The organism is Bacillus sp. RC242, assembly GCF_044908245.1.
GTDB lineage: Bacteria > Bacillota > Bacilli > Bacillales > Bacillaceae_G > Bacillus_A > Bacillus_A mycoides.
Map to the genome: position 1 here is coordinate 25,163 of NZ_JBIYCZ010000006.1, position 23,818 is coordinate 48,980.

The 23,818-nt window shown below is 36.2% G+C and carries 24 protein-coding genes and 1 pseudogene; 19 read left to right on the forward strand and 6 right to left on the reverse strand.

Annotated elements, in window-relative coordinates; genetic code table 11:
* Window positions 1-22 precede the first annotated feature (22 nt).
* The 4 genes from yhaM to ABH957_RS13110 all read left to right on the forward strand — a co-directional run bounded on the left by yhaM (window position 23) and on the right by ABH957_RS13110 (window position 3,794).
* Window positions 23-967 (forward strand): 3'-5' exoribonuclease YhaM, encoded by a 945-nt coding sequence (gene yhaM / locus ABH957_RS13095; RefSeq protein WP_002011096.1) that lies wholly within the window; start codon window positions 23-25, stop codon window positions 965-967.
* Window positions 968-1,356: 389 nt separating this feature from the next.
* Complete coding sequence (locus ABH957_RS13100) at window positions 1,357-1,554, forward strand: hypothetical protein (RefSeq protein WP_002150116.1); 198 nt, start codon at window positions 1,357-1,359, stop codon at window positions 1,552-1,554.
* Between the two features lie 611 nt (window positions 1,555-2,165).
* Window positions 2,166-3,143, forward strand: coding sequence for a ring-cleaving dioxygenase (locus tag ABH957_RS13105; RefSeq protein WP_404448170.1), 978 nt, complete (start codon window positions 2,166-2,168; stop codon window positions 3,141-3,143).
* A gap of 123 nt (window positions 3,144-3,266) precedes the next feature.
* Complete coding sequence (locus tag ABH957_RS13110) at window positions 3,267-3,794, forward strand: DUF2199 domain-containing protein (RefSeq protein ID WP_404448173.1); 528 nt, start codon at window positions 3,267-3,269, stop codon at window positions 3,792-3,794.
* A 58-nt stretch (window positions 3,795-3,852) separates the two neighbouring features.
* Here the strand turns inward: ABH957_RS13110 and ABH957_RS13115 are convergent.
* Window positions 3,853-4,012 (reverse strand): annotated as a pseudogene (locus ABH957_RS13115) (IS4 family transposase); the annotation flags it as partial.
* A 301-nt stretch (window positions 4,013-4,313) separates the two neighbouring features.
* On the opposite strand from ABH957_RS13115, the gene ABH957_RS13120 reads away from it, so the two are divergent.
* The 13 genes from ABH957_RS13120 (at window position 4,314) to ABH957_RS13180 (ending at window position 17,359) form a co-directional block, all read left to right on the forward strand.
* Window positions 4,314-4,856 (forward strand): RNA polymerase sigma factor, encoded by a 543-nt coding sequence (locus ABH957_RS13120; RefSeq protein WP_404511388.1) that lies wholly within the window; start codon window positions 4,314-4,316, stop codon window positions 4,854-4,856.
* Entirely contained in the window at window positions 4,853-6,031 is a 1,179-nt protein-coding gene (locus ABH957_RS13125; RefSeq protein WP_404491255.1) for a DUF4179 domain-containing protein, read from the forward strand. The genes ABH957_RS13120 and ABH957_RS13125 overlap by 4 nt, the downstream gene beginning before the upstream one ends.
* A gap of 412 nt (window positions 6,032-6,443) precedes the next feature.
* Window positions 6,444-7,316: an alpha/beta fold hydrolase gene (locus ABH957_RS13130; protein WP_215560241.1), complete on the forward strand. Its 873-nt coding sequence runs from the start codon at window positions 6,444-6,446 to the stop codon at window positions 7,314-7,316.
* A gap of 77 nt (window positions 7,317-7,393) precedes the next feature.
* Complete coding sequence (locus ABH957_RS13135; protein ID WP_002087191.1) at window positions 7,394-7,594, forward strand: sporulation YhaL family protein; 201 nt, start codon at window positions 7,394-7,396, stop codon at window positions 7,592-7,594.
* Between the two features lie 212 nt (window positions 7,595-7,806).
* On the forward strand, window positions 7,807-9,003 hold the full coding sequence (locus ABH957_RS13140; RefSeq protein ID WP_404511390.1) for an oxalate decarboxylase family bicupin: 1,197 nt from the start codon (window positions 7,807-7,809) through the stop codon (window positions 9,001-9,003).
* A gap of 273 nt (window positions 9,004-9,276) precedes the next feature.
* Window positions 9,277-9,726 (forward strand): helix-turn-helix domain-containing protein, encoded by a 450-nt coding sequence (locus ABH957_RS13145; RefSeq protein ID WP_404448183.1) that lies wholly within the window; start codon window positions 9,277-9,279, stop codon window positions 9,724-9,726.
* Between the two features lie 80 nt (window positions 9,727-9,806).
* Window positions 9,807-10,367 (forward strand): glycerol uptake operon antiterminator GlpP, encoded by a 561-nt coding sequence (gene glpP, locus ABH957_RS13150; protein ID WP_000394293.1) that lies wholly within the window; start codon window positions 9,807-9,809, stop codon window positions 10,365-10,367.
* 227 nt (window positions 10,368-10,594) lie between these two features.
* The gene (gene glpF, locus ABH957_RS13155; RefSeq protein WP_002030197.1) at window positions 10,595-11,416 is read left to right on the forward strand and encodes a glycerol uptake facilitator protein GlpF; all 822 of its coding nucleotides are present in this window, start codon (window positions 10,595-10,597) and stop codon (window positions 11,414-11,416) included.
* Between the two features lie 12 nt (window positions 11,417-11,428).
* Window positions 11,429-12,919: a glycerol kinase GlpK gene (gene glpK, locus ABH957_RS13160; protein ID WP_016094611.1), complete on the forward strand. Its 1,491-nt coding sequence runs from the start codon at window positions 11,429-11,431 to the stop codon at window positions 12,917-12,919.
* A gap of 133 nt (window positions 12,920-13,052) precedes the next feature.
* Window positions 13,053-14,735 (forward strand): aerobic glycerol-3-phosphate dehydrogenase, encoded by a 1,683-nt coding sequence (gene glpD / locus ABH957_RS13165; protein ID WP_404511392.1) that lies wholly within the window; start codon window positions 13,053-13,055, stop codon window positions 14,733-14,735.
* A 414-nt stretch (window positions 14,736-15,149) separates the two neighbouring features.
* Window positions 15,150-15,683, forward strand: a complete 534-nt coding sequence (locus tag ABH957_RS13170; RefSeq protein ID WP_002134797.1) for a sigma-70 family RNA polymerase sigma factor — start codon at window positions 15,150-15,152, stop codon at window positions 15,681-15,683.
* Between the two features lie 4 nt (window positions 15,684-15,687).
* Complete coding sequence (locus ABH957_RS13175) at window positions 15,688-16,095, forward strand: PadR family transcriptional regulator (protein WP_404511394.1); 408 nt, start codon at window positions 15,688-15,690, stop codon at window positions 16,093-16,095.
* 7 nt (window positions 16,096-16,102) lie between these two features.
* Window positions 16,103-17,359, forward strand: a complete 1,257-nt coding sequence (locus tag ABH957_RS13180) for an FtsW/RodA/SpoVE family cell cycle protein (RefSeq protein ID WP_404511396.1) — start codon at window positions 16,103-16,105, stop codon at window positions 17,357-17,359.
* Between the two features lie 6 nt (window positions 17,360-17,365).
* Here the strand turns inward: ABH957_RS13180 and helD are convergent, their stop codons facing one another.
* Complete coding sequence (gene helD, locus ABH957_RS13185) at window positions 17,366-19,702, reverse strand: RNA polymerase recycling motor HelD (RefSeq protein WP_404491254.1); 2,337 nt, start codon at window positions 19,700-19,702, stop codon at window positions 17,366-17,368.
* 355 nt (window positions 19,703-20,057) lie between these two features.
* On the opposite strand from helD, the gene ABH957_RS13190 reads away from it, so the two are divergent.
* Complete coding sequence (locus ABH957_RS13190) at window positions 20,058-20,465, forward strand: hypothetical protein (protein ID WP_016094604.1); 408 nt, start codon at window positions 20,058-20,060, stop codon at window positions 20,463-20,465.
* A gap of 157 nt (window positions 20,466-20,622) precedes the next feature.
* Here the strand turns inward: ABH957_RS13190 and prsA are convergent, their stop codons facing one another.
* The gene (prsA, locus tag ABH957_RS13195) at window positions 20,623-21,492 is read right to left on the reverse strand and encodes a peptidylprolyl isomerase PrsA (protein WP_107887065.1); all 870 of its coding nucleotides are present in this window, start codon (window positions 21,490-21,492) and stop codon (window positions 20,623-20,625) included.
* A 447-nt stretch (window positions 21,493-21,939) separates the two neighbouring features.
* Window positions 21,940-22,134 carry a hypothetical protein gene (locus ABH957_RS13200; protein ID WP_000172693.1) on the reverse strand — a complete coding sequence of 65 codons (195 nt, stop codon included), beginning with the start codon at window positions 22,132-22,134 and terminating at the stop codon, window positions 21,940-21,942.
* A 118-nt stretch (window positions 22,135-22,252) separates the two neighbouring features.
* On the opposite strand from ABH957_RS13200, the gene ABH957_RS13205 reads away from it, so the two are divergent.
* Window positions 22,253-22,588: a DUF1878 family protein gene (locus ABH957_RS13205; protein WP_002140722.1), complete on the forward strand. Its 336-nt coding sequence runs from the start codon at window positions 22,253-22,255 to the stop codon at window positions 22,586-22,588.
* A 5-nt stretch (window positions 22,589-22,593) separates the two neighbouring features.
* Here ABH957_RS13205 and ABH957_RS13210 read toward each other — a convergent pair whose 3' ends face one another.
* Window positions 22,594-23,151, reverse strand: coding sequence for an HTH-type transcriptional regulator Hpr (locus ABH957_RS13210; RefSeq protein ID WP_002011118.1), 558 nt, complete (start codon window positions 23,149-23,151; stop codon window positions 22,594-22,596).
* A 299-nt stretch (window positions 23,152-23,450) separates the two neighbouring features.
* On the reverse strand, window positions 23,451-23,813 hold the full coding sequence (locus ABH957_RS13215) for a YtxH domain-containing protein (RefSeq protein WP_002011120.1): 363 nt from the start codon (window positions 23,811-23,813) through the stop codon (window positions 23,451-23,453).
* Window positions 23,814-23,818 lie beyond the last annotated feature (5 nt).

The window sequence follows — 23,818 nt, forward strand, 5'->3', positions numbered from 1 at the left end:
CTGATTTGGTGGAGGAATTCGAATGAAAAAGAAAATTGTAGAATATGAAGTTGGTGAACAAGTCGATGTTTTCTTGTTAATTAAAACAGCGACAAAAGGTCTCGCAAGCAATGGTAAGCCGTTTTTAACAGTAATCTTACAAGATCCAAGTGGAGATATTGAAGCGAAGCTATGGGATGTATCACCAGAAGTTGAGAAACAATATGTAGCGGAAACAATCGTTAAAGTAGCTGGAGATATTTTAAACTACAAAGGACGTATTCAATTACGTGTGAAACAAATCCGTGTTGCGAATGAAAATGAAGTAACAGATATCTCGGATTTCGTAGAAAAAGCTCCAATAAAAAAAGAAGATATGGTTGAGAAAATTACGCAATACATATTTGAAATGAGAAACCCGAACATACAGCGTCTAACAAGACATTTATTAAATAAGCACCAAAACGAATTTTTAGAATATCCAGCAGCGACAAAGAACCATCACGAGTTCGTATCTGGACTAGCTTACCATGTTGTATCAATGTTAGATTTAGCGAAAGCTATATCAGCTCTATACCCATCGTTAGATAAAGACTTACTATATGCGGGCGTTATTTTACACGACCTTGGTAAAGTATTCGAACTATCTGGCCCGATCTCTACGACGTATACGTTAGAAGGAAATTTACTTGGCCACATCTCTATCATGGTGAACGAAATTGGTAAAGCAGCAGACGAACTACAAATCGATGCAGAAGAAGTATTAATCCTTCAGCACATCGTCCTTTCCCATCACGGAAAAGCAGAATGGGGTAGCCCAAAACCACCATTAGTAAAAGAAGCAGAAATTCTGCACTACATCGATAACTTAGATGCAAAAATGAACATGATGGACCGCGCATTAGGACGTACAAAACCAGGCGAATACACAGAACGTGTCTTTGCACTTGATAATCGTTCGTTCTATAAGCCAACTTTCCATAATTAAGATTGTGAATAGAATGGCCTCATTAAGTGTGGCATGACAATAAAATTGTTTAAAAAGATGGTGTGAAATTAAGTTTTCACACCATCTTTTATTGCCCTGATAAGGGAAGACACTGCAAACAGCTTTAAAAACCATTATTTATTCCTTGATGAGGAAAGAAATAATGAGAGAAAAAGATGTAAATCATACGGCAAATTTATATTGCATTAGCTCGTGTAAAGCTAATGGATGAGGGTCTGTTGTTAATAAAAAAACGGATCTTAAACAAAACAATTCTTTTACATATCATGTGATGCAAGAAAACGTGTTCGTTGATTGGAAATCTTTTGTAGAGTATTCTAAATATAGAGTTGTAGTAGGAATATTCTTTTAAGGAGAGTGATTACTTTATGCTAGGAAAATGGATGGATAAAGTAAGAGAACCTAGATGTATACACAATTATAAATTTATTAAAACTCAGGATAGTGAAAATTTTAAAACAGGGCAGATTGGGACAGCTAATATTTATAAGTGCGAAAAATGTGGTAAAGAAAAGGTTGATTATAAATATAACAGTGATATAAATAGTGATTTTTGGAATATATAAAGTGAAACTATAATCAGTGGGGGTTTTGCTCATCCCCCACTGATTATTAGCCCTCACCAATCGGGCGTTTACGGGCAGTGGGATCTCCCACCTAACTTCTTCGCTCCAGCCGAATTTTGAGGTGGAAGTCTTACTGCCCGTTAATGCGGGATAAAATAAATCATTTAATGAAACAGAGAATTACTAATATTAATTATTCGCTAAAATTACAAGTTATTGTAAGGATATTTAACTATTAAAGAATTTTAATAGCCTATGATTAGTTCATTGATCGTAGGCTATTTATTTTGGCGAGTGAAAAGGTTTTATTACCAGTAGATATGAAAATAATTACGCCACAAAACATATAGCATTTTAAACTAATACTGAGATATTAAAAATTATCTCGAATTCAAGATAATTTACTTGCTTTTTAATCATTTGAGTTGTAAAGTGAAAGTAACGAAAGGAATTATTACTTTCGGACGAATCGTTTTACACATTGAATTATTTTTTTAACTATCACTTGACTAGTAAAATGAAATGATTACTTTTATAAATACACGCTTTGTTGACCAGCGAGCAAAAATAAAACAGTTAAATATAAATTAAAACTATTGGAGGAATATAAAATGAACCAATTAAAAGGAATACACCACGTTACAGCAATTACAAGTAGTGCAGAAAAGAACTATGAATTTTTCACTCACGTTTTAGGAATGCGTTTAGTTAAAAAAACAGTAAACCAAGATGATATTCAAACGTATCATTTATTCTTTGCAGATGATAAAGGTAGTGCAGGAACAGATATGACATTCTTTGACTTTCCGGGCGTTCCGAAAGGAGTACACGGTACAAATGAAATTTCAAAAACTTCGTTCCGAGTTCCAAGTGATGCGGCATTAGCATATTGGGTGAAACGTTTTGACCGTCTTGAAGTGAAACATACTGGAATTAAAGAGCAATTTGGTAAGAAAACTCTTTCTTTCGCTGATTTTGATGATCAACACTATCAATTGATCTCAGATGAATTTGATAAAGGCGTGGAATCAGGTACACCTTGGCAAGACGGGCCAGTCCCATTAGAATATGCAATTACTGGCTTAGGACCTGTATTTATTCGTATCGCGAACTTTAGTTATTTCAAAGAGGTGCTAGAAAAAGTTCTATTATTTAAAGAGATTGCTCAAGAAGGAGAGTTCTACTTATTTGAAGTGGGTGAAGGTGGAAACGGTGCCTCTGTCATTGTAGAACATAATACGGTTCTTCCTGAAGCACAACAAGGTTTTGGTACAGTGCATCATGCAGCATTCCGCGTAGAGGATCGCGCTGTATTAGAAGAGTGGATTGAGCGACTAAGTCGAGTTGGACTCCCTTCATCTGGTTATGTAAATCGTCACTTCTTTGAGTCATTATACGCAAGAGTTGCGCCGCAAATTTTATTCGAGTTTGCGACAGATGGCCCTGGTTTTATGGGAGATGAGCCTTATGAAACGCTTGGAGAGAAATTATCTTTACCTCCGTTTTTAGAGCCAAAGCGTGAAGAAATTGAGAAGTTAGTTCGTCCGATTGATACAGTGAGAAGTACGAAGGAATTTATTAAAGAGTAAAAATAGAAATAATAAGTAGAAGAGCAAGTAGTTTTAGCTGATAGCTGGAATTGCTTGCTTTTTTTATTTTCACTTTATAAGTATTTTGATAGAATGTATGTATGAAATTGATGGAGGAATAAAATGACGAAAATTAGTGGGTATACTTGTAGATGCTGCGATACATATCATGAAGAAATTCCAACGAGTTATGGATCATCAGCTCCTGTTTATTATTATGATGCTGAACCTGAAGAGCGAGAAGATAGATTTGAAATGAACGATGATTTATGTGTGATGGATGGAGAACACTTCTTTATTCGAGGGAGTATTGAAATTCCTATCATTGGTACAGATGAACATTTCATATGGGGTGTATGGGTTTCGTTAAGCGAAGCGAATTTTGATAAGGTGAATGAATTCTGGGATAAGCAACAATTATTAGAGCCGATGTTTGGTTGGCTTTCGACAGATTTACCATATGAGTTGGAGACAGTAAGCTTGAAAACGATGGTTCATCCGAGAGCAGATGGTATTCGTCCTTATATTGAACTGGAACCGACAGACCATCCTCTAGCAGTGGAGTTTAGAGAAGGAATAACGATGGAACGGGTACAAGAAATAGCTGAACAACTTTGCATAAATAACGATGATGATGAAAAAGAGTGCTGATGTCTGTTCGGCGCTCTTTTTTCATCATATGAAAATTAAGAGTGGAAACAAAGTGTACTATTTCATAAACCTGTCTTGGTTTTAAGGTATCCATAATGTGCTCTAAATTAACTTTGATGTAATAAGATTGTTTTTATGGTTCTAATTCGACAGTATTCAGGAAATACATTTTTGATATACACCCTATTGTTTAACTTGAGCCGAGATATAATAAGAATCATGAACATTGTACTTAAAGTAACCTTAGTTCGGGTATTCGCTGAGCCAAGGTTATTTTTATCCCGCTTTAATGGGCAGTAAGACCCCCACCTCAAAATTCAGGGAAAGCAAAGAAGTTAGGTGGGGGATCAACTGCCCATAAAAGCCCGATTGGTTCAACTGATAATCAGTGGGGGGATGAAGAACCCCCCACTGATTAAAGTTTCACTTTATTTAGAATTTCGTGCAACCATTTTAAAGTATATACAGTCTAATAGTTATATAAAACATAAATGGTAGATTTCTAAGGGGGAATTTAAAATGGAGCTGCTCATAAAGCGGGCTCAAAAAGGTGATGAGGAAGCCTTTATTGAGGTAATTGATATATTAATGCCACAAATCTATAAGGTGGCAAAAGTACGCTTGAAAAATGAAGAAGATATAGGAGATGCAATACAGGAAACAATTTTGTCTGCTTTTACAAATTTAAAAAGGGTAAAAGAACCAGAGTATTTTAAAACATGGATTACGAAAATATTAATGAATAAATGTAATGATATAGTACGAAAAAATAAAGTTTTATATGTGGATGATTATGGAAAAGTACAGGGAGATCAAATCGTAAAAGACAATATTGAACAAAAGCTTGAATTTGACAATCTGCTTAGTTATTTAAGTGTGGAGTATCGTTTAGTAATCGTACTCTATTATGTAAATAAATTTAAAACAAAAGAAATTGCAGAGATTTTAAATGAAAAAGAAGGAACAATCAAATCAAGACTACATAGAGCAAGGCAACAGTTAAAAGAATATTATTTAAAAGAAGACTGGGAGAATGTAAACAATGGGGGGAATTTAAAATGAATGATCAATTCGAGCATAAATTAGAAAAAGCATTAAATGATGATGTAACAATTCCTACTAGTGTTTTGAAGAAAAAAGAACTTGCTTTTGAAGAAATTAGAAAAAGTAAGAAACAAAAACAAACATCCTCCCATAAAAAAATAGTTGCAGCAATGATAGCAGGGTTAACGATTGTTGGAGCAAGTGTCGGAGTTGGCGTGTATGGTGATTCAGCATTAGCTGTGGTAAAGGAATTCTTTTTTGCGAAAGATCAGGGAGTTCAAAAAGCGGCAGATAATGGGTATATACAAAAAGTAGATGAGAATAATGTGATGAAAGATAATGGGGTTACAATCCAAATTAAAAATGTACTGTATGATAAATCTAAAATAGCAGTTTCCTTACAATTGAAATTTGAAGATAAAAGTTTAATAAGTAAATTGACAGATTTAAGAATGAAGTACGATTTAACAGATGATAAAGGACGATATATAGAGAAGGCGGAATACACAGAAGGGTTAACAAATGAAAATAGTAAGATGTTGGGAGGTAGCGAATGGAGTATTCAGGCAGGTGAAGAAGAGGGAGAAATAACTTATAATTTAATATTCCATCCTATGAATTCAATTGATAACATTGATAGTCTAAACTTTAATATTAGTTCTATATCTTTGTTTGCGCCATTAGAAAATAAAGATGTTTCTTACAGGACAGTAGCAGAATCTCAATCAAATACTGTAAAAGAAAATATAGAAGTTTGGCATCAGAATGGTATGCAGCTTAATAAGGAAATTCAAGGGAAGTGGCAAGGGGAAATAAAATTAGACTCGAAGTTTAAAGGAAATCAAGAGATTCATTTTGTTCCTAAACAACAACCTGAGTCTGTAAAAATAGTGTCTGCAGAAGTACTACCAACAGGGACAAGTATTACATTTGAACGTGATACTTTTGGAGATGAGGAAGAAATAAAACGTCAGATAAAAACAATTGATAGTGTTATTCTTATGGATGAAAAAGGGAAAACATATAAGTCAACGTTGAAGGGGTACTCAAGAGCTGGGGATAATGGGAAAGTAATTAAGGTGAAAACGTTTGATGTTACTACTTTTGATAATGTGAATCATTTTAAAGTATTATTAAAAGATGGTGATGGAAAAGATGTTGTAATCGATTTAGCTCGTGAAGAGAAAAAATAAAGTATATGATAAAAAACGCAAACTTCTAATCAAAAGAAGCTTGCGTTTTTTATTAACTAAAAGAAGTAAGGGACACTAAGTATAGTGATAACAAGCCTTCTTTCGGATATCCAATTGTCCGACCAAGTCAAAGGAAGCTAGCACCAAATAGCGCTGAGCAAACAATTTTTGATGGTTCATCTCACACTGATTATTAGCTCACACTAATCGGACTGCCCGTTAACGCAGATAAAATAATTGACTTACTTTTTATATGTAACTATAATAGTTACAAAGTGACCATTAGTAGTGGCATTGAGTAATATTTTTTTAATATAATTGTAACCGATGTAGTTACAATTAAAAAGAGAACATAAAACAACCAAAAAATGTAAAAACTTTAAATAGCAGCATGAGAAAGGAGACGGGAATTTTGAAACGGTTTAAGTTTTATATGATTAGCGGTATTGTACTCGTTTTGTTAATAGTATGTAACTTCGTTGATAAGCCGATTGCGAAGGTTGAAGAAGTGAAAGATACTGTTATGATGAAGATAAATACGAAAGAGAGTATGGCGCAGATTGATGGACAGACGATTTATTTTAAGCAAATTGGTGAGGGGAAACCGCCCTTACTTATGCTTCACGGGTTCGGTGGTTCTTCAGATGGGTTTAATGATATTTATCCGGAACTTGTAAAGGATCATACGATTATTGCGGTTGATATTTTAGGGTTTGGGCGTTCTTCTAAGCCGATTGATTTTCAGTATTCGTTTCCCACACAAGTGAATTTATATTATAAGTTAATGAAGAAACTCGGATACGATCAATTCGCAGTACTTGGTCATTCGATGGGCGGAGAGATGTCTCTAAATTTAGCGTATTTATATCCGGATGCAGTAACGCATCTCGTTTTAGCGGATTCTACAGGAATAGAGTCTTTCCAGCAAAAAGAAAGTTATGAAGTGCCGCCACTATCGACAGACTTACAAACTGTAACAGAGATTACGGATTATAATAAAAATGAAGTGAAAAATAGTCGCGATGATAAAGAGCATTATGATCAGCTTACGAAAATGAGAGAGCGCCGCATTGCGATGGAAGCAGATAAAATTAAGGTACCGACTTTAATTATATGGGGACGACACGATAAGAGTGTTTCTTGGAAAAATGGTGAACTGTATCATGAGCTATTTGCAAATAGTACGTTCCATATCATTGAAAAAGGATACCACGCACCGTTTCGCCAGGAACCAATAGAGTTTATGGAATATGTACAAGCGTTCTTCGCGAAGAATCCACAATAAAATTTTAAGCATAAAACCACTTCTTTCCTCATAAAGTGAAACTAATAAGGCTTGTCTAAGGAAAGGGATGAACGAAAGTGGAAACTTTACCATGGTGGATTTATCTTGTAATCATTGGGATTGTACTAAGTGGCTACATGGTTTTATATACTTCGAAAAAAGAGCAAGAGATGGATAATGATTTTATCGAAAAAGAAGGCGAAGTATATATGAAGCGCTTAGAAGAAGAACGAGAGAAACGGAATCAGGATAGTGATAAAGATTCGGTATTGCTTTAATAGAAACTTGTAAAGAAGAGAAAGGGATTTCTCTTCTTTTTTATATGTTAGTTTGCTGGATACTCCCTTTTAAATTAAGATCGCATCAAGATTTAGCGGATTGTTAAGGCAGAACCCCTTGTATCCATAGTCACAGTAACCATCCAAAGCCCAATTCATATACTATGCTGGAGGCTTTTTACTTAATAATCGGATGAAAAAGGAGTGTAATGATGAAAAAACGTACTGTTAATGAAGCGGGAGGGAGTATACCACAGCCAATCCGTAGCGATGGAGCTGGTGCGATAGATTCTGGACCTCGTAATGTTATGCGGGATATTCAAAATCCGAATATGCTCGTTCCGCCTATAACTGATGCTGGCTTAGTTCCTAACTTGAAATTTTCGTTCTCAGACACTTCTATGATTTTAAAACACGGTGGGTGGTCCCGGGAGATTACTGTTAGAGAACTTCCGGTTTCGACTACGATTGCTGGTGTAAATATGAGTTTAACGGCCGGAGGAGTACGTGAACTCCATTGGCATAAACAAGCAGAATGGGCATATATGCTTTTAGGAAAGGCACGCATAACTGCCGTTGACCAAGAAGGGCGAAATTTCATTGCTGACGTTGGTCCAGGTGATCTTTGGTACTTTCCCCCTGGCATCCCGCATTCGATTCAAGGATTGGAACATTGTGAATTTCTGCTCGTTTTCGATGATGGACATTTTTCTGATCTATCTACTTTAGCTATTTCTGACTGGTTTGCACATACGCCAAAAGAAGTGTTGTCGGCTAACTTCGGAGTGTCGGAAAGTACTTTTCACTCCATTCCTTCAGATCAAGTTTATATTTATCAAGGGGAGGTACCGGGTTCGCTTGAAAATCAGGAAGTTCAGTCGCCAGAAGGAGAAGTTCCTTTAACATTTAAACATGAACTGTTAAAACAAAATCCGATTAAGACTCCTGGTGGTAGCGTCCGAATTGTAGATTCTACGAATTTTCCTATTTCCAAAACAATCGCAGCAGCGCTCGTTGAAATTGAGCCTGGTGGAATGAGAGAGCTTCATTGGCACCCGAATAATGATGAGTGGCAATATTATCTTACCGGGCAAGCGAGAATGACGGTGTTTCTTGGAAATGGTACAGCTCGTACATTTGATTATAGAGCTGGTGATGTTGGATATGTACCGTTTGCGACTGGACACTATATTCAAAACACAGGCAATGAAACATTATGGTTTTTAGAGATGTTTAAAAGTAACCGTTTTGAAGATGTATCGTTAAATCAATGGATGGCACTGACTCCTAAAGAAATAGTGGAAAGTAATGTACATGTTGGCCCGCAATTGATGGATTCTTTACGTAAAGAAAAGTGGCCTGTTGTGAAATATCCGGGTTTTTCTTATAAACCGAAAACGGATGAGTAAACATGGATATATGCGTTATTCTTTCTGGAGAACTATAGGAAGGAATGGCGTATTTTTTATGTCTAGTCCTGTCTTTACTAGTATTCGTTATTTGTATTATTGTTCGGGAAATTATTATAGAAGAAAAACATATGAAATCTGCATGACATAGAGTATGAAATGGCGCCATTTTAAAGTGTAACGCACAAGTTGCACAACCTATGCAACGATAACTAGCTTTACTCTTCATCAGTTATTTGCCCATACTAGACGTAGAGAGGTGATAAACAGAGTATGATTTTTAGTGAACGTTTAAAAGAGGAACGAGAAAAACGAAATTGGTCGCAAAATGATTTGGCTGAAAAAATTCATGTAAGTAGGCAGTCTGTTTCGAAATGGGAGACGGGAAAGAACTATCCGAGCATTGAAATTATTATTCATCTAAGTGACCTGTTCGGTATTACGATTGATGAGTTGCTGAGGAGCGATGAAGAGTTGACGCAGAAAGTAATAGAGGATAGTAAGCAATTAGCGTATCCAAAATGGAAGGTGTTTTTCGATAGTCTATTTATGATGGGCGTATTTTTGTTTATTACAAAAATCGTTGTATGGACATTAAATAAGTTTGCAGGAGCAAGCATTACAATTGTCGCAGATGCACCATATGTAATGAATTTTTTACCGCTCCTATTAATGGTTGTAGGTGGCATGGCTTCTGATAAGTTGAAGGAAATATATAGGTAATGAAAGAAATTCCCCACACTAGCTGTTCTTTCCACTTAAATTGTGTACTATAAAGGATAGATAGGAAGGGGACGTTTAGAATGGAATTTCATGAGCAAAAGATTTTGCCGGCAGTGAGGCAAATTAAAGATTTGGAAAAGCTATTACATAGTTCGTATGAGTATATTGTTATTTTAGATATTCATGTCGGTCAATTGAAGAGTGTTGTGTCACTTGCGAAGCAGCATAATAAAAAAGTATTTTTACATGTTGATTTGATCCATGGATTACAAAGTGATGGGCATGCGACGGAGTTTTTATGCCAAGAATATAAACCGTACGGGTTATTATCGACAAAGGCGAGCGTAATTATGAAGGCGAAGCAAAAAGGTGTCGTCTCCATTCAACGCATCTTTTTAATTGATTCTAGCGCAATGGAAAAGAGCTGTAATTTGCTAGAAAAGACGAAGCCGGATTATATAGAGGTGCTTCCTGGTGCGTTAACAGGTGTAATCGCTGAAGTGAAAGAGCGTACAGGTGTACCAATTTTAGCAGGTGGTTTTATTCGAACGGTAGAAGACGTTGAAAGAGCGTTAAATGCTGGTGCGACAGCAATTACGACATCGAAAAAAGAATTATGGAAACATTACCAAAAAAAGTGACGAAAATGTGAAAAAATTCTGTTGACACCGCTTTCATTAAGGGTTAACATTATAGACAAGTTAATAAACGTGACGGAGAAAAGAAGAGATCCACATTTTATTGTTTCTATATATATTATATAGAAGCATGTAAGCTGTGGATCTTTTTCTTTTGAAAAAAACGAATGGCCATTCATTTTACCTCTATCACTTTTCGAAAGCATTTAAATTGATTGTGGAGGGATTTTATGTCAGCATTTTTAGGGGAATTAATAGGGACTGCGTTGTTAATCTTACTTGGTGGCGGCGTTTGCGCTGGTGTAAGTTTAAAGAAATCGTTTGCGAAAGATTCTGGTTGGATTGTAATTACAATGGGTTGGGGTCTAGCGGTTGCTATGGCAGCGTATGCAGTTGGATCAATTAGTGGGGCACATTTGAATCCGGCTTTAACGATAGGACTTGCTTTTAAGGGAGCGTTCCCATGGAGTGATGTACCTATGTATATCGCAGCACAAATGATTGGGGCAATTATAGGGGCAGTTCTTGTATATTTACATTACTTACCACACTGGAAAGAAACAGAAGATCCAGGAACAAAGTTAGGTGTGTTTGCAACAGGTCCAGCAATTCCGAACACATTTACAAACCTTTTAAGTGAAATGATTGGAACATTCGTTTTAGTATTTGGTATATTAGCAATTGGAGCAAATAAATTTGCAGATGGTTTAAATCCATTTATCGTAGGTTTCTTAATTGTAAGTATTGGTTTATCATTAGGTGGAACAACAGGATACGCAATCAACCCGGCTCGTGATTTAGGTCCGCGTATTGCACACTTCTTCCTTCCGATTGCAGGAAAGGGCGGTTCAAACTGGAAGTATGCATGGATCCCAGTAGTTGGTCCAATTCTAGGTGGATCACTTGCAGGATTATTCCATCAAGTTGTATTTGAAGGAAAACAAAATTCAGCACTTATTTATGTGATTATTACAACTGTGATTGTACTAGCAATCTCTTATATGACAAGTAAAAAAAGTGGAGCTACTACAAATAGTAGAAAAGTAGCATAGGGGGAAACTGATATGAAAAAATATATTCTTTCATTAGACCAAGGAACAACAAGCTCACGCGCAATTCTTTTCAATAAAGAAGGAAAAATCGTTCATTCAGCTCAAAAAGAGTTTACGCAACATTTTCCAAAGCCAGGCTGGGTTGAGCATAATGCACAAGAAATTTGGGGATCTATTTTAGCAGTTATCGCAACTTGCTTAAGTGAAGCGGATGTAAAACCAGAACAAATCGCTGGTATCGGTATTACAAACCAACGTGAAACAGCGGTTGTATGGGATAAAACGACTGGAAAACCAATTTATAACGCAATCGTATGGCAATCTCGTCAAACAGTTGAAATTTGTGATGAGTTAAAAGAAAAAGGTTATAGCGAGATGGTTCGCGAAAAAACAGGTCTTTTAATTGATGCATACTTCTCTGGTACGAAAGTAAAATGGATTTTAGATAACGTTGAAGGTGCAAGAGAGAAAGCGGAAAATGGCGAGTTATTATTCGGAACAATTGATACATGGCTTGTATGGAAATTGTCTGGCGGTAAAGCGCACATAACAGATTACTCAAATGCATCACGTACATTAATGTTTAACATTCACGACTTACAGTGGGATGATGAGCTTCTAGACATGTTAACAGTACCAAAGAGCATGCTTCCAGAAGTACGTCAATCATCTGAAATATATGGAGAAACAATTGATTATCACTTCTTCGGTCAAAATATACCGATCGCAGGTGTAGCTGGTGACCAGCAAGCAGCATTATTTGGACAAGCTTGTTTCGGTGAAGGTATGGCGAAGAACACTTACGGAACTGGTTGTTTCATGTTAATGAACACAGGCGAAAAAGCAGTAGCTTCTGAGCATGGCCTATTAACAACAATTGCATGGGGTTTAGATGGTAAAGTGAATTACGCATTAGAAGGAAGTATTTTCGTAGCAGGTTCTGCAATTCAGTGGTTACGTGACGGCCTGCGTATGTTTAAAGATGCGAGCGAGAGCGAAGTGTACGCTAGCCGTGTTGAATCAACTGAAGGTGTATACATAGTACCGGCATTCGTAGGACTAGGTACACCGTATTGGGATAGTGAAGTACGCGGCGCTATGTTTGGTGTAACGCGCGGTACGACGAAAGAGCATTTCATTCGTGCAACGCTAGAATCTTTAGCATACCAAACGAAAGATGTACTATGCGCAATGGAAGCAGATTCAGGTATTGAACTAAATACATTACGCGTTGATGGCGGGGCAGTTAAGAATAACTTCTTAATGAAGTTCCAAAGTGATATTTTAGACGTTCCTGTAGAGCGTCCAGTGATCAATGAAACGACAGCTTTAGGTGCAGCATACTTAGCTGGTCTTGCGGTTGGATACTGGAAAAACCAAGATGAAATTAAAGCACAGTGGCATATGGACAAACGCTTTGAACCAACGATGGAAGCGGAAACAAGCGAAGAGCTATATGCTGGATGGAAAAAAGCAATTGAAGCAACTAAAGCTTTCAAATAATCATAAACAGTGTTATAATGATGACAAGTTAATAATTCGGTAGGAGATTTGGAGAGACCACAACACGCTATAGAGGCGAAATCTATAGCGGAGCTTGTGGTCTCTTTTTTCGTTATCAAAGGGAGGAATTACCATGAAATTTTCAAGTAAACAACGTAAAGACGTATTAAATGGAGTAAATAAACAAGAGTTAGATGTGATCGTAATTGGTGGAGGTATTACTGGTTCTGGTATTGCATTAGATGGGGCAACACGCGGTTTATCAACGATTGTGTTTGAAATGCAGGACTTTGCAGCAGGTACATCAAGTCGTTCAACGAAACTTGTACACGGTGGTCTACGTTATTTAAAACAACTTGAAGTGAAAATGGTAGCAGAGGTGGGGAAAGAGCGTGCGATCGTATATGAGAACGGTCCCCATGTAACAACACCAGAGTGGATGTTACTTCCGTTCCATACAGGCGGCACGTTCGGGTCATTTAGTACATCAATTGGTCTTCGTGTATACGACTTCTTAGCAGGCGTAAAACGAAGCGAGCGCAGAAAGATGTTTAACCGTGAAGAAACGCTAAATAAAGAGCCTCTTGTAAAACAAGAAGGATTAAAAGGCGGCGGTTACTACGTAGAATATCGTACAGATGATGCGCGTCTTACAATTGAAGTAATGAAAGAAGCGATTGAACACGGTGCGAAAGCTGTTAACTACGCAAAAGTAGACAGTTTCTTATATAAAGATGGAAAAGTATGCGGTGTACGTGTAATCGATTTACTAGACGGAGAAGTGTACGAAGTTTACGGTAAGAAAATTGTAAACGCAGCTGGTCCTTGGGTAGATACACTTCGTGAAAAAGATAACTCTAAAAAAGGGAAAGTACTTCAGTTATCAAAAGGTGTGCATTTAGTAATTGACCAAAAACGTTTCCCATTAGGGCAAGCAATTTACTTCGATACACCGGATAAACGTATGGTGTTTGCGATTCCTCGCGAAGGAAAAACGTACGTAGGTACAACAGATACGTTCTATGATAAAGACGCAGCTGTACCGCACATGACAACAGAAGATCGCACATATATCATTAATGCGATTAATTACATGTTCCCAAGCGTGAAAATTACAGAAAAAGATGTGGAATCAAGCTGGGCTGGTGTACGTCCGCTAATCTATGAAGAAGGTAAGAATGCATCTGAAATTTCTCGTAAAGATGAAATTTGGACTTCTGAATCTGGTTTAATTACAATCGCGGGCGGTAAATTAACAGGATACCGCAAAATGGCTGAAATGGTAGTAGACTACGTAACGAATCTATTACAAAAAGAAGGCCATAGCGCATATAAGAAGAGCGATACGAAACATATGCCAATCTCTGGTGGTCATGTAAGTGGTTCACACGGATTCCCAGCATTCGTTGCGAAAAAAGCAGACGAAGGTACGAAATATGGTTTAACGAAAGTACAAGCAGAAGAATTCGCGAAATTCTACGGCTCTAACGTAGACGTACTGTTTGACTTAGCGAAAAAACATAAAGACGAAGCGAAAGAATACAACATGCCGCTAGACGTTCTAATCCCACTTGTATACGCAATGGATTACGAAATGACAGCGAAACCAGTTGACTTCTTCGTACGCCGCAGAGGCGCTGTATTCTTCAACATTCACTGGGTATACGAGTGGAAAGAAGCAGTAATCAACTACATGGCTGCGAAACTAGGCTGGAGCAAAGAAGAGCAAATGAAATACACAGCTGAATTAGAAAAAGCATTAACAGACGCTGTAATTCCTGTAGATCAACAAGAGCAGGCGGCTGCGTTAGCTTAAAAATAAACCGCATGAGGGAGAGCCTTCATGCGGTTTTTTGTTTTATTATATTTGTACAGAGTGTACTGAAATTAACTGAGTGTAGATTTTTGTTGCTTAACAGGATATGAATACGAAAGGTATAATAAGTATTATTATACCGTTTGAATAACTTAACAATTGTAGTAGTGTATTGGAGTTGAAATGAATCAATTTATTAATTTGCTTCTACAATATCCTTATTTTGAAGAACTTAATAAAACAGACGTATCGTAAGCTATAAAAAGTGCGGGGAATATTAAAAGTTTTGTTTTAGAAAAAATTAAATAGTAGAGGATGAACAAAACGGTATGGACATTTCCAACCGTTTTTTTATGAATTTATAAAACTTTTCCATACAGTGCGTCGTCTAATAAATGGGAAGGAGGAAATGATGTGGATGAATTAACGGTAGAAGCGTTTGAAATAGAAGATAAGGAACTCTTTATCGATGAAATAATGAACAAGTATGGACAAGAAGTCTTACAGCTTGTGTATTCATATGTGAATAATAAAGAAGTCGCTGAGGATTTAACGCAAGATATATTTGTGAAATGTTATAAATCTCTTCATACATACAAAGGGAAATCGAATGTGAAAACGTGGTTGTGGAGAATTGCGATTAATCAATGTAAGGACTACATAAAAAGTTGGTATAACAAAAAGGTGATCGTGACAGAGGATGAAGCTGCTTATATTGGGGTTCAAAATGATAGTGTCGAACAAACTGTTATTCAAAATGCGAAGGATCGTGAACTGGCTTCTGCAGTAATGAATTTACCGATAAAATATCGAGAAGTCATTTATCTATTTTATTATGAAGAACTATCAATTAAAGAGATTGCTATTGTAATAGAAGTGAAAGAAAACACGATAAAAACGAGACTGAAAAAAGCGAAGGAGCTTTTGAAGAAAGGATTGGAGGAATAATCAAATGGAAGATCGATTAAAAGGCCTGCGAAAATCAATGGAGAATACAACGTTTAAACATTTGAGTTTTTCTGATCAACATCGAAAGCAGGTGCGCGAAAAAATCAATGCTTCAAACGAAAAGGAAGAGGACATCTCTTTAGCGATTTTACAACTCCTCAGTCATGAAAAAACAGGATACGAATTGTCACAGTTACTACGAGGGAGAGGGATTCGAAAATTCGAAGGAAATGAAGGGTTTTTATATACTGTATTACATCGTCTAGAACAGAATCGTTTTATCCAATCGAGTTGGGATCATGCAGGAGCGAAATATTATCAATTAAATGATAAAGGAAGAAAGATGCTGCGAAAGGTAGAAAAAGATTCTACGAAGGCACGGTTTATATTAAAAGGATTAGTACAGGAGTGAGATAAAATTGAACAAAAAAGGGGAGCGTTTTTTAAGCGAAGTTACCAATCACATTAAATCAAAAGAAGCAAAGAGCTTTGTAGCAACTGAACTAGATTTTCACTTGAAACAGGCGAAGAACACGTGGATAGAGAAAGGGTTAAGTGAGGAAGTTGCTGAAAATAAGGCTGTTGAACAAATGGGAAGTCCGATCAAGCTTGGCAGGGAACTTAACAAACTTCATAAGCCAAAGGTGGATTGGTTCTTAATTATTTTATTAGTGGCTGCTATGGGGCTAGGCTTTTTGCCGGTTATAGCTTTTGGACATATGAATGATTTACTAATGAATAAGGTGATATTTGTTATTCTCGGTGTTGTAGCAGCTTTAGGGATGATGCTGATTGATTATCGGAAGTTAGAAAGAATCGGGTGGCTGTTTTATACAATTGGAATACTTATCTTGTTAGCTATAAAATGTTTTCCGACTATTTCTGTGAATGGAGAAGCATTAATAAAGATTGGTCCTCTCACAATTGACTGTTTAATGACGATACCATTCTTCTTTCTAGCTTGGGCTTCTTTTTTCAATAATAGTAGGTTAAAGTTTATGCACCTTCTCATGTTGTACGTATTTTCTTTATATCTATTTTCAACTACATCAATTCTGGTGCCAATTTTTATTTATATTACGATGGTATTCGTTATGCTTTGGTGGAGTAAGCTAGGAAAGAAAACGGCATGGCTCATTACGATTTTACCAATTTTACCCTTTGTTATTAAGGATCTATTTTCCTGGTCTGCCGTAAAAGAATACCGGATAGCTAGAATTTTAGGTTTTTTAAACCCAGAGCATGATCTATGGTATTTACGTTTAAAAGAGGCAATGTCGTCGGCAGGTTGGTTTGGTACATATGGAAATATAAAGTCTATCCCTGCTGCGCATACTGATTTTGTATTCGCGAGTTTGACTTACTATTATGGATATGTGCTTGCGCTGATTCTTGTCTTGATTCTTTCTCTTTTTGCAGTGAGAATAATGACCATATCGTATAGAATAAATGATGGTTATGGTAAATTGCTACTCGTTGGTGGAGTAACTCTTTTTGTAGTCCATTTCATTTGTAACGTTGGCATGATCCTCGGGATATTACCACGTGTTTCTATATCATTACCCTTTATTAGCTACGGATTGATACCAACTCTGTTTCATGCATTTATAATGGGGATTGTGCTGAGTGTATATCGGCGTAAAGATATTTCATTTAGAATGAAAAAAACACCTTGATAAAAATCAAGGTGTTTTCGTTATACATTCAAAACTCTCCGAAGCAGCCCCCGTTACAAAAGGACTAACCTCACCAACGCTATAAAGCTGCAATTCATGCATTGCGCGTGTACAAGCAGTGTAGAACAATCTACGTAGGCTCTCATCGCTGTACACATCTTTAGAAGCATCGTAAATAATAACAGCATCAAATTCGATACCTTTCGCTAAGTAAGCAGGAATCACGACAATTCCTTGCTCATACTCGGCTGAGTTACTTTTCACAAGTTTAATATTCTCGATATGACTGAGTGCCTCGTATGCAGCGGCACTTTCAGCTGCGGATTTACATATAATTGCGATCGTATTGTGCTGTTGTTTTTGTAGTTCAGCAACTTTAGAAGTGATACGATCATGCAGTTCGCTGTAATCAGAAACTTTAGTCACTGTAGGTTTCTCACCGTCACGTTCAAAGGCGTTAATGTTCTTTCCTTCCGGTACGAGATAGCGTGTGAATTCAATAATCGGTTTTGTTGATCGATAGCTACGAGTTAAGTTGATGCCGTTTGTTTCATCTGGTCCGTATAAGCTAGTAAGTGTATTGAAATTAACTGTTTCACTCGCATGAGCAAATATCGCTTGGTTAAAGTCTCCGAGTACTGTCATTTTTGCGGCAGGGAAGAGACGTTTTAAAAACTCGAACTGAAACGGAGAATAATCTTGTGCTTCATCTACGAGTACGTGTTTAATTGATCTGTTCGTTTGGAAGCCTTCAATTAATTCTTTTAAAAGTAAAAATGGAGTCGCATCCTCGTAATGTAGCTTTCCTTCATCAAGCATGTTCAAAGTTAGTGAACAAATGTCATCCCATTCTTTAGGCTTTTCGCCAGTAACCCATGATTCATCTGTGAAGAGTTGTTTATATATGCCTGTAAAATTGATAAAACGCAATGTTTGAACGCCTTTACGTAACGGTTTTAATTTTTTACGGACAATCATACGACCGAGTACTTTCGTTTCTTTTTCATAATCATTAAAGGAGTTGTCATCAAACTCGCCTTTTTTCTGTAAGTATTTATAAGCTTTTTGATACTCATCTTTACTAAGTAGTTCAATTTCTTCTTCTACCCAAGGCTTTTTCAGTTCTGTTTTTTCAATTGTGTCTATTTGTTTGTTTAGCCAATCCGTTAACTTCTCAATTCGATTATGGAAGCGGAGGGAGGAATCAGTATTATAAAATTGCTCTGTAATTTCTTTAGCAGAGGCAATCAGTTTTCCTCTAAATTTCATTCCTCTAAATAGCATGCCTGAAGATTCAAGAGATTGTCTGTACGCTCTAATCATCTCGAAAAATTGAGTAGATGCTTTAAATCGAATGCTCGCATTTCGAGTTTTATAATTTGCGCTATTCGTTTCAGTTAGCATATATTCTAATTGCTCGTAAGGATCCTCAACGTCAAATGACTTACTTAGTCTATGGTTTAAATATTCTTGGAATGTGACTTGCTGCATATTTTCTTCGCCGAGTTCTGGCAGTACGTTAGATACGTAGCTGTTGAACATGGAGTTAGGGGAGAAGAGAATGATTTGATCTGCTTTTAGCCATTCGCGATATTTATATAGTAAGTAGGCGATTCGCTGCAGGGCAGCTGACGTTTTACCACTACCAGCAGCTCCTTGAACGATAAGTAGTCGCCCTTCATCGTGACGGATAATTTCATTTTGCTCGCGCTGGATAGTAGCAACGATACTTTGCATATGTTTGTTTGTTCCTTTTCCGAGCGCTTGTTGCAGAATTTCATCTCCAATTGTGAGGCTCGTATCGAACATTGAATCAATCTCGCCATTTTGAATAATATATTGTAATTTCTTCTCCACATTACCGCGGATTACGCCTCCTGGTGTACTGTACTCAGCTGGTCCTGGTGGATAATCGTAGTAAACACTTGAAATTGGTGCGCGCCAATCGTATATAAGAAAGTTTTCTCCGCTTGCATCGGTAAGTGTAGCCACCCCGATATAAATTTGTTCTGCGCCAGATTCTCCTTCTTCTTTGAAATCAATTCGTCCGAAGTAAGGTGCTTTATGCATACGTCGTAGTGCGGCAAGTCGATTAAAGGTGTGCTTATGGGTAATTTGTGTGACGGCTAGTGACTGAGCTTGTTGTCTTAAGTTGATAACTGTTTCAAGATAATCGTCAAAAGTATCAGTATTAACTTTTACATCATCCCAGAAGTGTTTGCGAATGTTGATTACTTCTGCCCGGCGTCTGCCAGTTTCGCTTTCCAGTTTATCAATTTGCTCCGTAATCGTTTCTATTACGTTATCCAATCGTTTTTGCTCTAGATCAAGTTTTTTATTCATACGTATGCACTCCTTTAAAAGTGAAAAATAGAGGTTGACTGAAGATGTGTTTTGGTGTACAATTAAGATACGGATAAATACATTCTATCGTTTTTGACGAATGCGTTTCTGTACTAATTTAACATATTTTTTTAATTTAATCAATGATAATAAGATAAACCTTGGTTCCGCATGTGATGGAATCGAGGTTTTTTATGTTGAATGGAGTAAGAGGGGTACGGAAATGATTCTGGGTACGAGGGGCCACTAGGGAATTTAAAATGGTGTAGAAATTCATTATGTTAAAAATACTAGAACAGATGAATTTGATGATTTTAAATTTAAAAATTAATTTTTTGTTGATAGGAGCTTGTATATGAAGGTACTGTGTATAAAAAATTCAGGAGATACATTTTCAGAGGGTTTATTAAAACAAGGATATAATCGAGACTCGATTATAAATTTAGAAATCCATAAGGAATATGTGGTTTATGGTATTAGTTCATTGAATGGAGAATTAGACTATTTAATCTTAGGTGAAAATGAAAACTTGCCTTCATGGTACCCAGCCGAATTGTTTGAAGTATCTAATCCTTTACAACCTTTAGAATGGTATTTTGCGGATCATAAAAATAGTAAAGCGACAACAATAGAATATATATGGGGTTATAAAGAATTAGCTTTAAATGATAGACATGCTCTTGGTTTAATGGGAAGAGAGAATAAAGATATGGAAATATTTTTAAAGCGTAAAGCTGAAATTGATGAATTTGATGAATTGTAATAGTAAAGGAACTGATTAACTTATAAAAAACGTAGGAATTAAATATGCCTACGTTTTTTTGTACATAACATTTAAATAAACACATATCCACAAATAGCGGGATAAAACTACTACAAAATAAAAAAAGCTTGGGGCTACCCAAGCTTTTTTCACTTCATTATTTCTTTGCGTCTTTTTTAGCGTCAGCTTTTGGTTCTTCGAAAAGATCTTTCAAATCTTTGTCGTCAACTTTTACGTCAGCTTTTTTGATTTCTTTCATCATAAGATCGTTCATAAATTGAGCATCTTGTGTTTTTTCTTGAACTACTTCTTTTTTGATGTCAGCTTTTGCTTTATCGAAAGTTGCGTCAGCATGAGTCTCAGTTACTTTAATGATATGGTAACCATGCTGTGTTTTTACTGGTTCACTTACTTCATCTTTTTTCAGCTTACGAGCAGCTTCATCGAATTCTTTTACCATTTTATCTGGTCCGAAGAATCCTAAGTCGCCACCTTTTTCTTTTGAACCTGGATCTTCAGAGTACTTTTTCGCTAACTCTTCGAAAGATTTACCTTGTGCAAGTTCTTCTTTCACTTTTTTTGCAGTCTCTTCATCTTTTACAAGAATATGGCTTGCTTTAATTTCTTGCTTATAGTCCTCAAATTTTGCTTTTAAGTCTTTATCAGTAATTGCTTTTTCAATCGCTTGTTCTTGAGCTAATGAAGCGCGAACGCCATTTTTAACTGTTTCTTCTTTAAGGCCTTGTTGTTTCATTAGTGTATCGAATTGGTCACCGACTTGCTTTTTCATTTCATCGAACTTTTTGTCTACTTCTTTTTCATCGACTTTGTAGTTTTTAATAAGTACTTTTTCCATAACCATGTTATTTAGTACTTGTTTACCAGCTTGTGTCTTCATTTGATTGTAGAACTCTTCTTTAGTGATGTCACCAGCTTTAGATGTAACAATTTTGTCTGATGATGATGTTCCACATGCTGATAATGCGATTACACTTGTTGCGGCTAAGGCAAGCATAGCTTTCTTCATTCAATAAACACTCCTACTATTATGTATTTTTAATTTATCCCATACGAATGAAGAAACGCCTTATGATAGGTTATTTTCGTTCATAAGAACCTGATTAAGTCTCACTGATGTCTTTGCTTTTTTTATATGTAAAAGCACGCTTAACAGGGCTTACCGAGGCTTTAGGATAAAGTTTAGATGCGTGTCGTTTATTTCATAGTATAAGCAATATGTACAAAATTTAATATATCATATTTCGACGGGTTTTCCTATTGATAAAGAAATTTTAACCAGTTTGTGTCAGATTTTGAAAGGGTACCATATTGGGCGCATGTCGCATATACAGAAAAGAGGAGGGGATGGGGGATGAATTCAAAACTTATTTTATTACTTGTACTGTTTATTTTATTAGTTATAGTAGGTATAATTTGCTTATAGAGGAAAAAAATGAGGAAGGGGCTTCCTTCCTCACTTTCCATGAAATATAATTTCTACATAACTAGAAATTAATAGAATGGTAATACATACATTAATAACTCGAAAGACACCGGGCTGGCGGCTCGCAGATATTTGTTTTCGCTCACACAGTGTATGTGTCATGAAATTCGTGTAAAATATAACAAGAAGTGCGAATGCAACAAAAACAACGGTTATAAGAGTCATGAGGCGAGACCTCCTTTTGGCTAAAATACATATACTTTATATATTGTATCATACGATATTTTGTTCGTGTTACAAAATTCAGAAATAGAAGACTTTGTGTTAGGAAGCGAGGGAGAAAATGGACGTTGTAAGAAGACTAGAACAAGCTGAATACTACGTAGACCTACTATTTAAAATGATTGATGAAGAAAAGTGTCCATTTTATTCTTTAATCATAAAGAAAAAAGCTCGTAAAAAAGACATTGAACGTATACTAAAACTTTGTGAAAAGCTGAACGAACAATATGTAGTGGAGAAAGCAGAAGGCCTTCTATTGTTTGATGCGCTATTAGATCAATTTGAAAAAGCGCTTCCACATCAGCTCGAAGTATACGAAACTGCGGAAGCGCTAGCAAAGCAGGGCTTATTTGTGCCACTTATGAATGAATTCTTACGCATGATTGCGAAAGGATAAATAGATTATTTCTTAACTAATTTTTGATCGGTCTCCGTAAAGTTCTCCTCAATATTCTCTAATGATTTCTCAAAAATATCGATGAAGTCCTGTCCGTAAATATTGCGAAGGATCGCAATAAGTTCGATATTTTCTGGGAACTTACCGTAAAAATTACGAAGTTCAAGTGCACCATTAAAAACAGAATTATTTTCAGGGTCATACTCCTCCATTAAGCGAAGTAGTAATTCTTCCCCTTTGTCTGTAATTTCAATGTACGTATTTCGTTTATCATCTTCTTTTTTAGAGAATACAAGATAGCCGCGTTCTTCTAGCTTTTTAGAGAAGTTAAACGCCGTTGATACGTGCATAACTCCAAACTTAGCAATCTCAGAAATAGAAGCCCCTTTTAAATGATAAGCGATTGATAAAATATGATGCTCGTTAATGTTTAAATCGTAAGGTTTAATCCATTGTTGCCAATCTTTCTCTACGCATTTCCATAACGCTTTCGATAATTGAGCAATACGTTGGCTGAAAATCATCGCTTCTTTTACCGAGTAATTTTTTTCTCCACTTTTCATTTACTCACCCACTTTAACATTCTTTTTTCATTATTATCTATTATGCCAGTAAAATAAAAATTAATAAAGTCTTTTTGTGAGAATTGTGAAAATTTTTCGGAAAAATAACATTCTATACAAATCATGCATAACTATGGAAGCGTTTTATGAGTCGAGAATACATGTGTTGTCTTTACATGTTAAGGGATAACATATATTGTAAATGCATAAAAACACGGCATATCTATGTGATATGCCGTGTTAAGGTCAATTCGTATGAAAAATATTTGTTATATGCAAAAAACTAAGCAGGAATATGTTTACGCTTTTTCTGGAACGGCTTCTTGTAGTTTCTCAATTGACTTTTGAATGTCTAAAATTTCTTTTTCGATATGTCGTTTGTTTTGAGAAATATCTTGTTTCCAGTTAGAAAGCGTGTCATGCATATCGTCTTTTAGTTCTTGGAATACTTCTTTACCTTCTGAAGCAGTTTCAACGATTTGACGCTTTAATAACTTCGTATCAGCTGTAATATCAGCTAATGTTTTTTTTATATCAGTTCCTTTTTCTTTCAGCTTACCGCGCATAGCTTTACCAGAAGAAGGAGTTGAGAAAAGAACGGCTAGTCCAGCAACTGCTCCGCCGCAAAGTACACCTGTAATAAAGGATTTAGCTTTTGACATAAAAG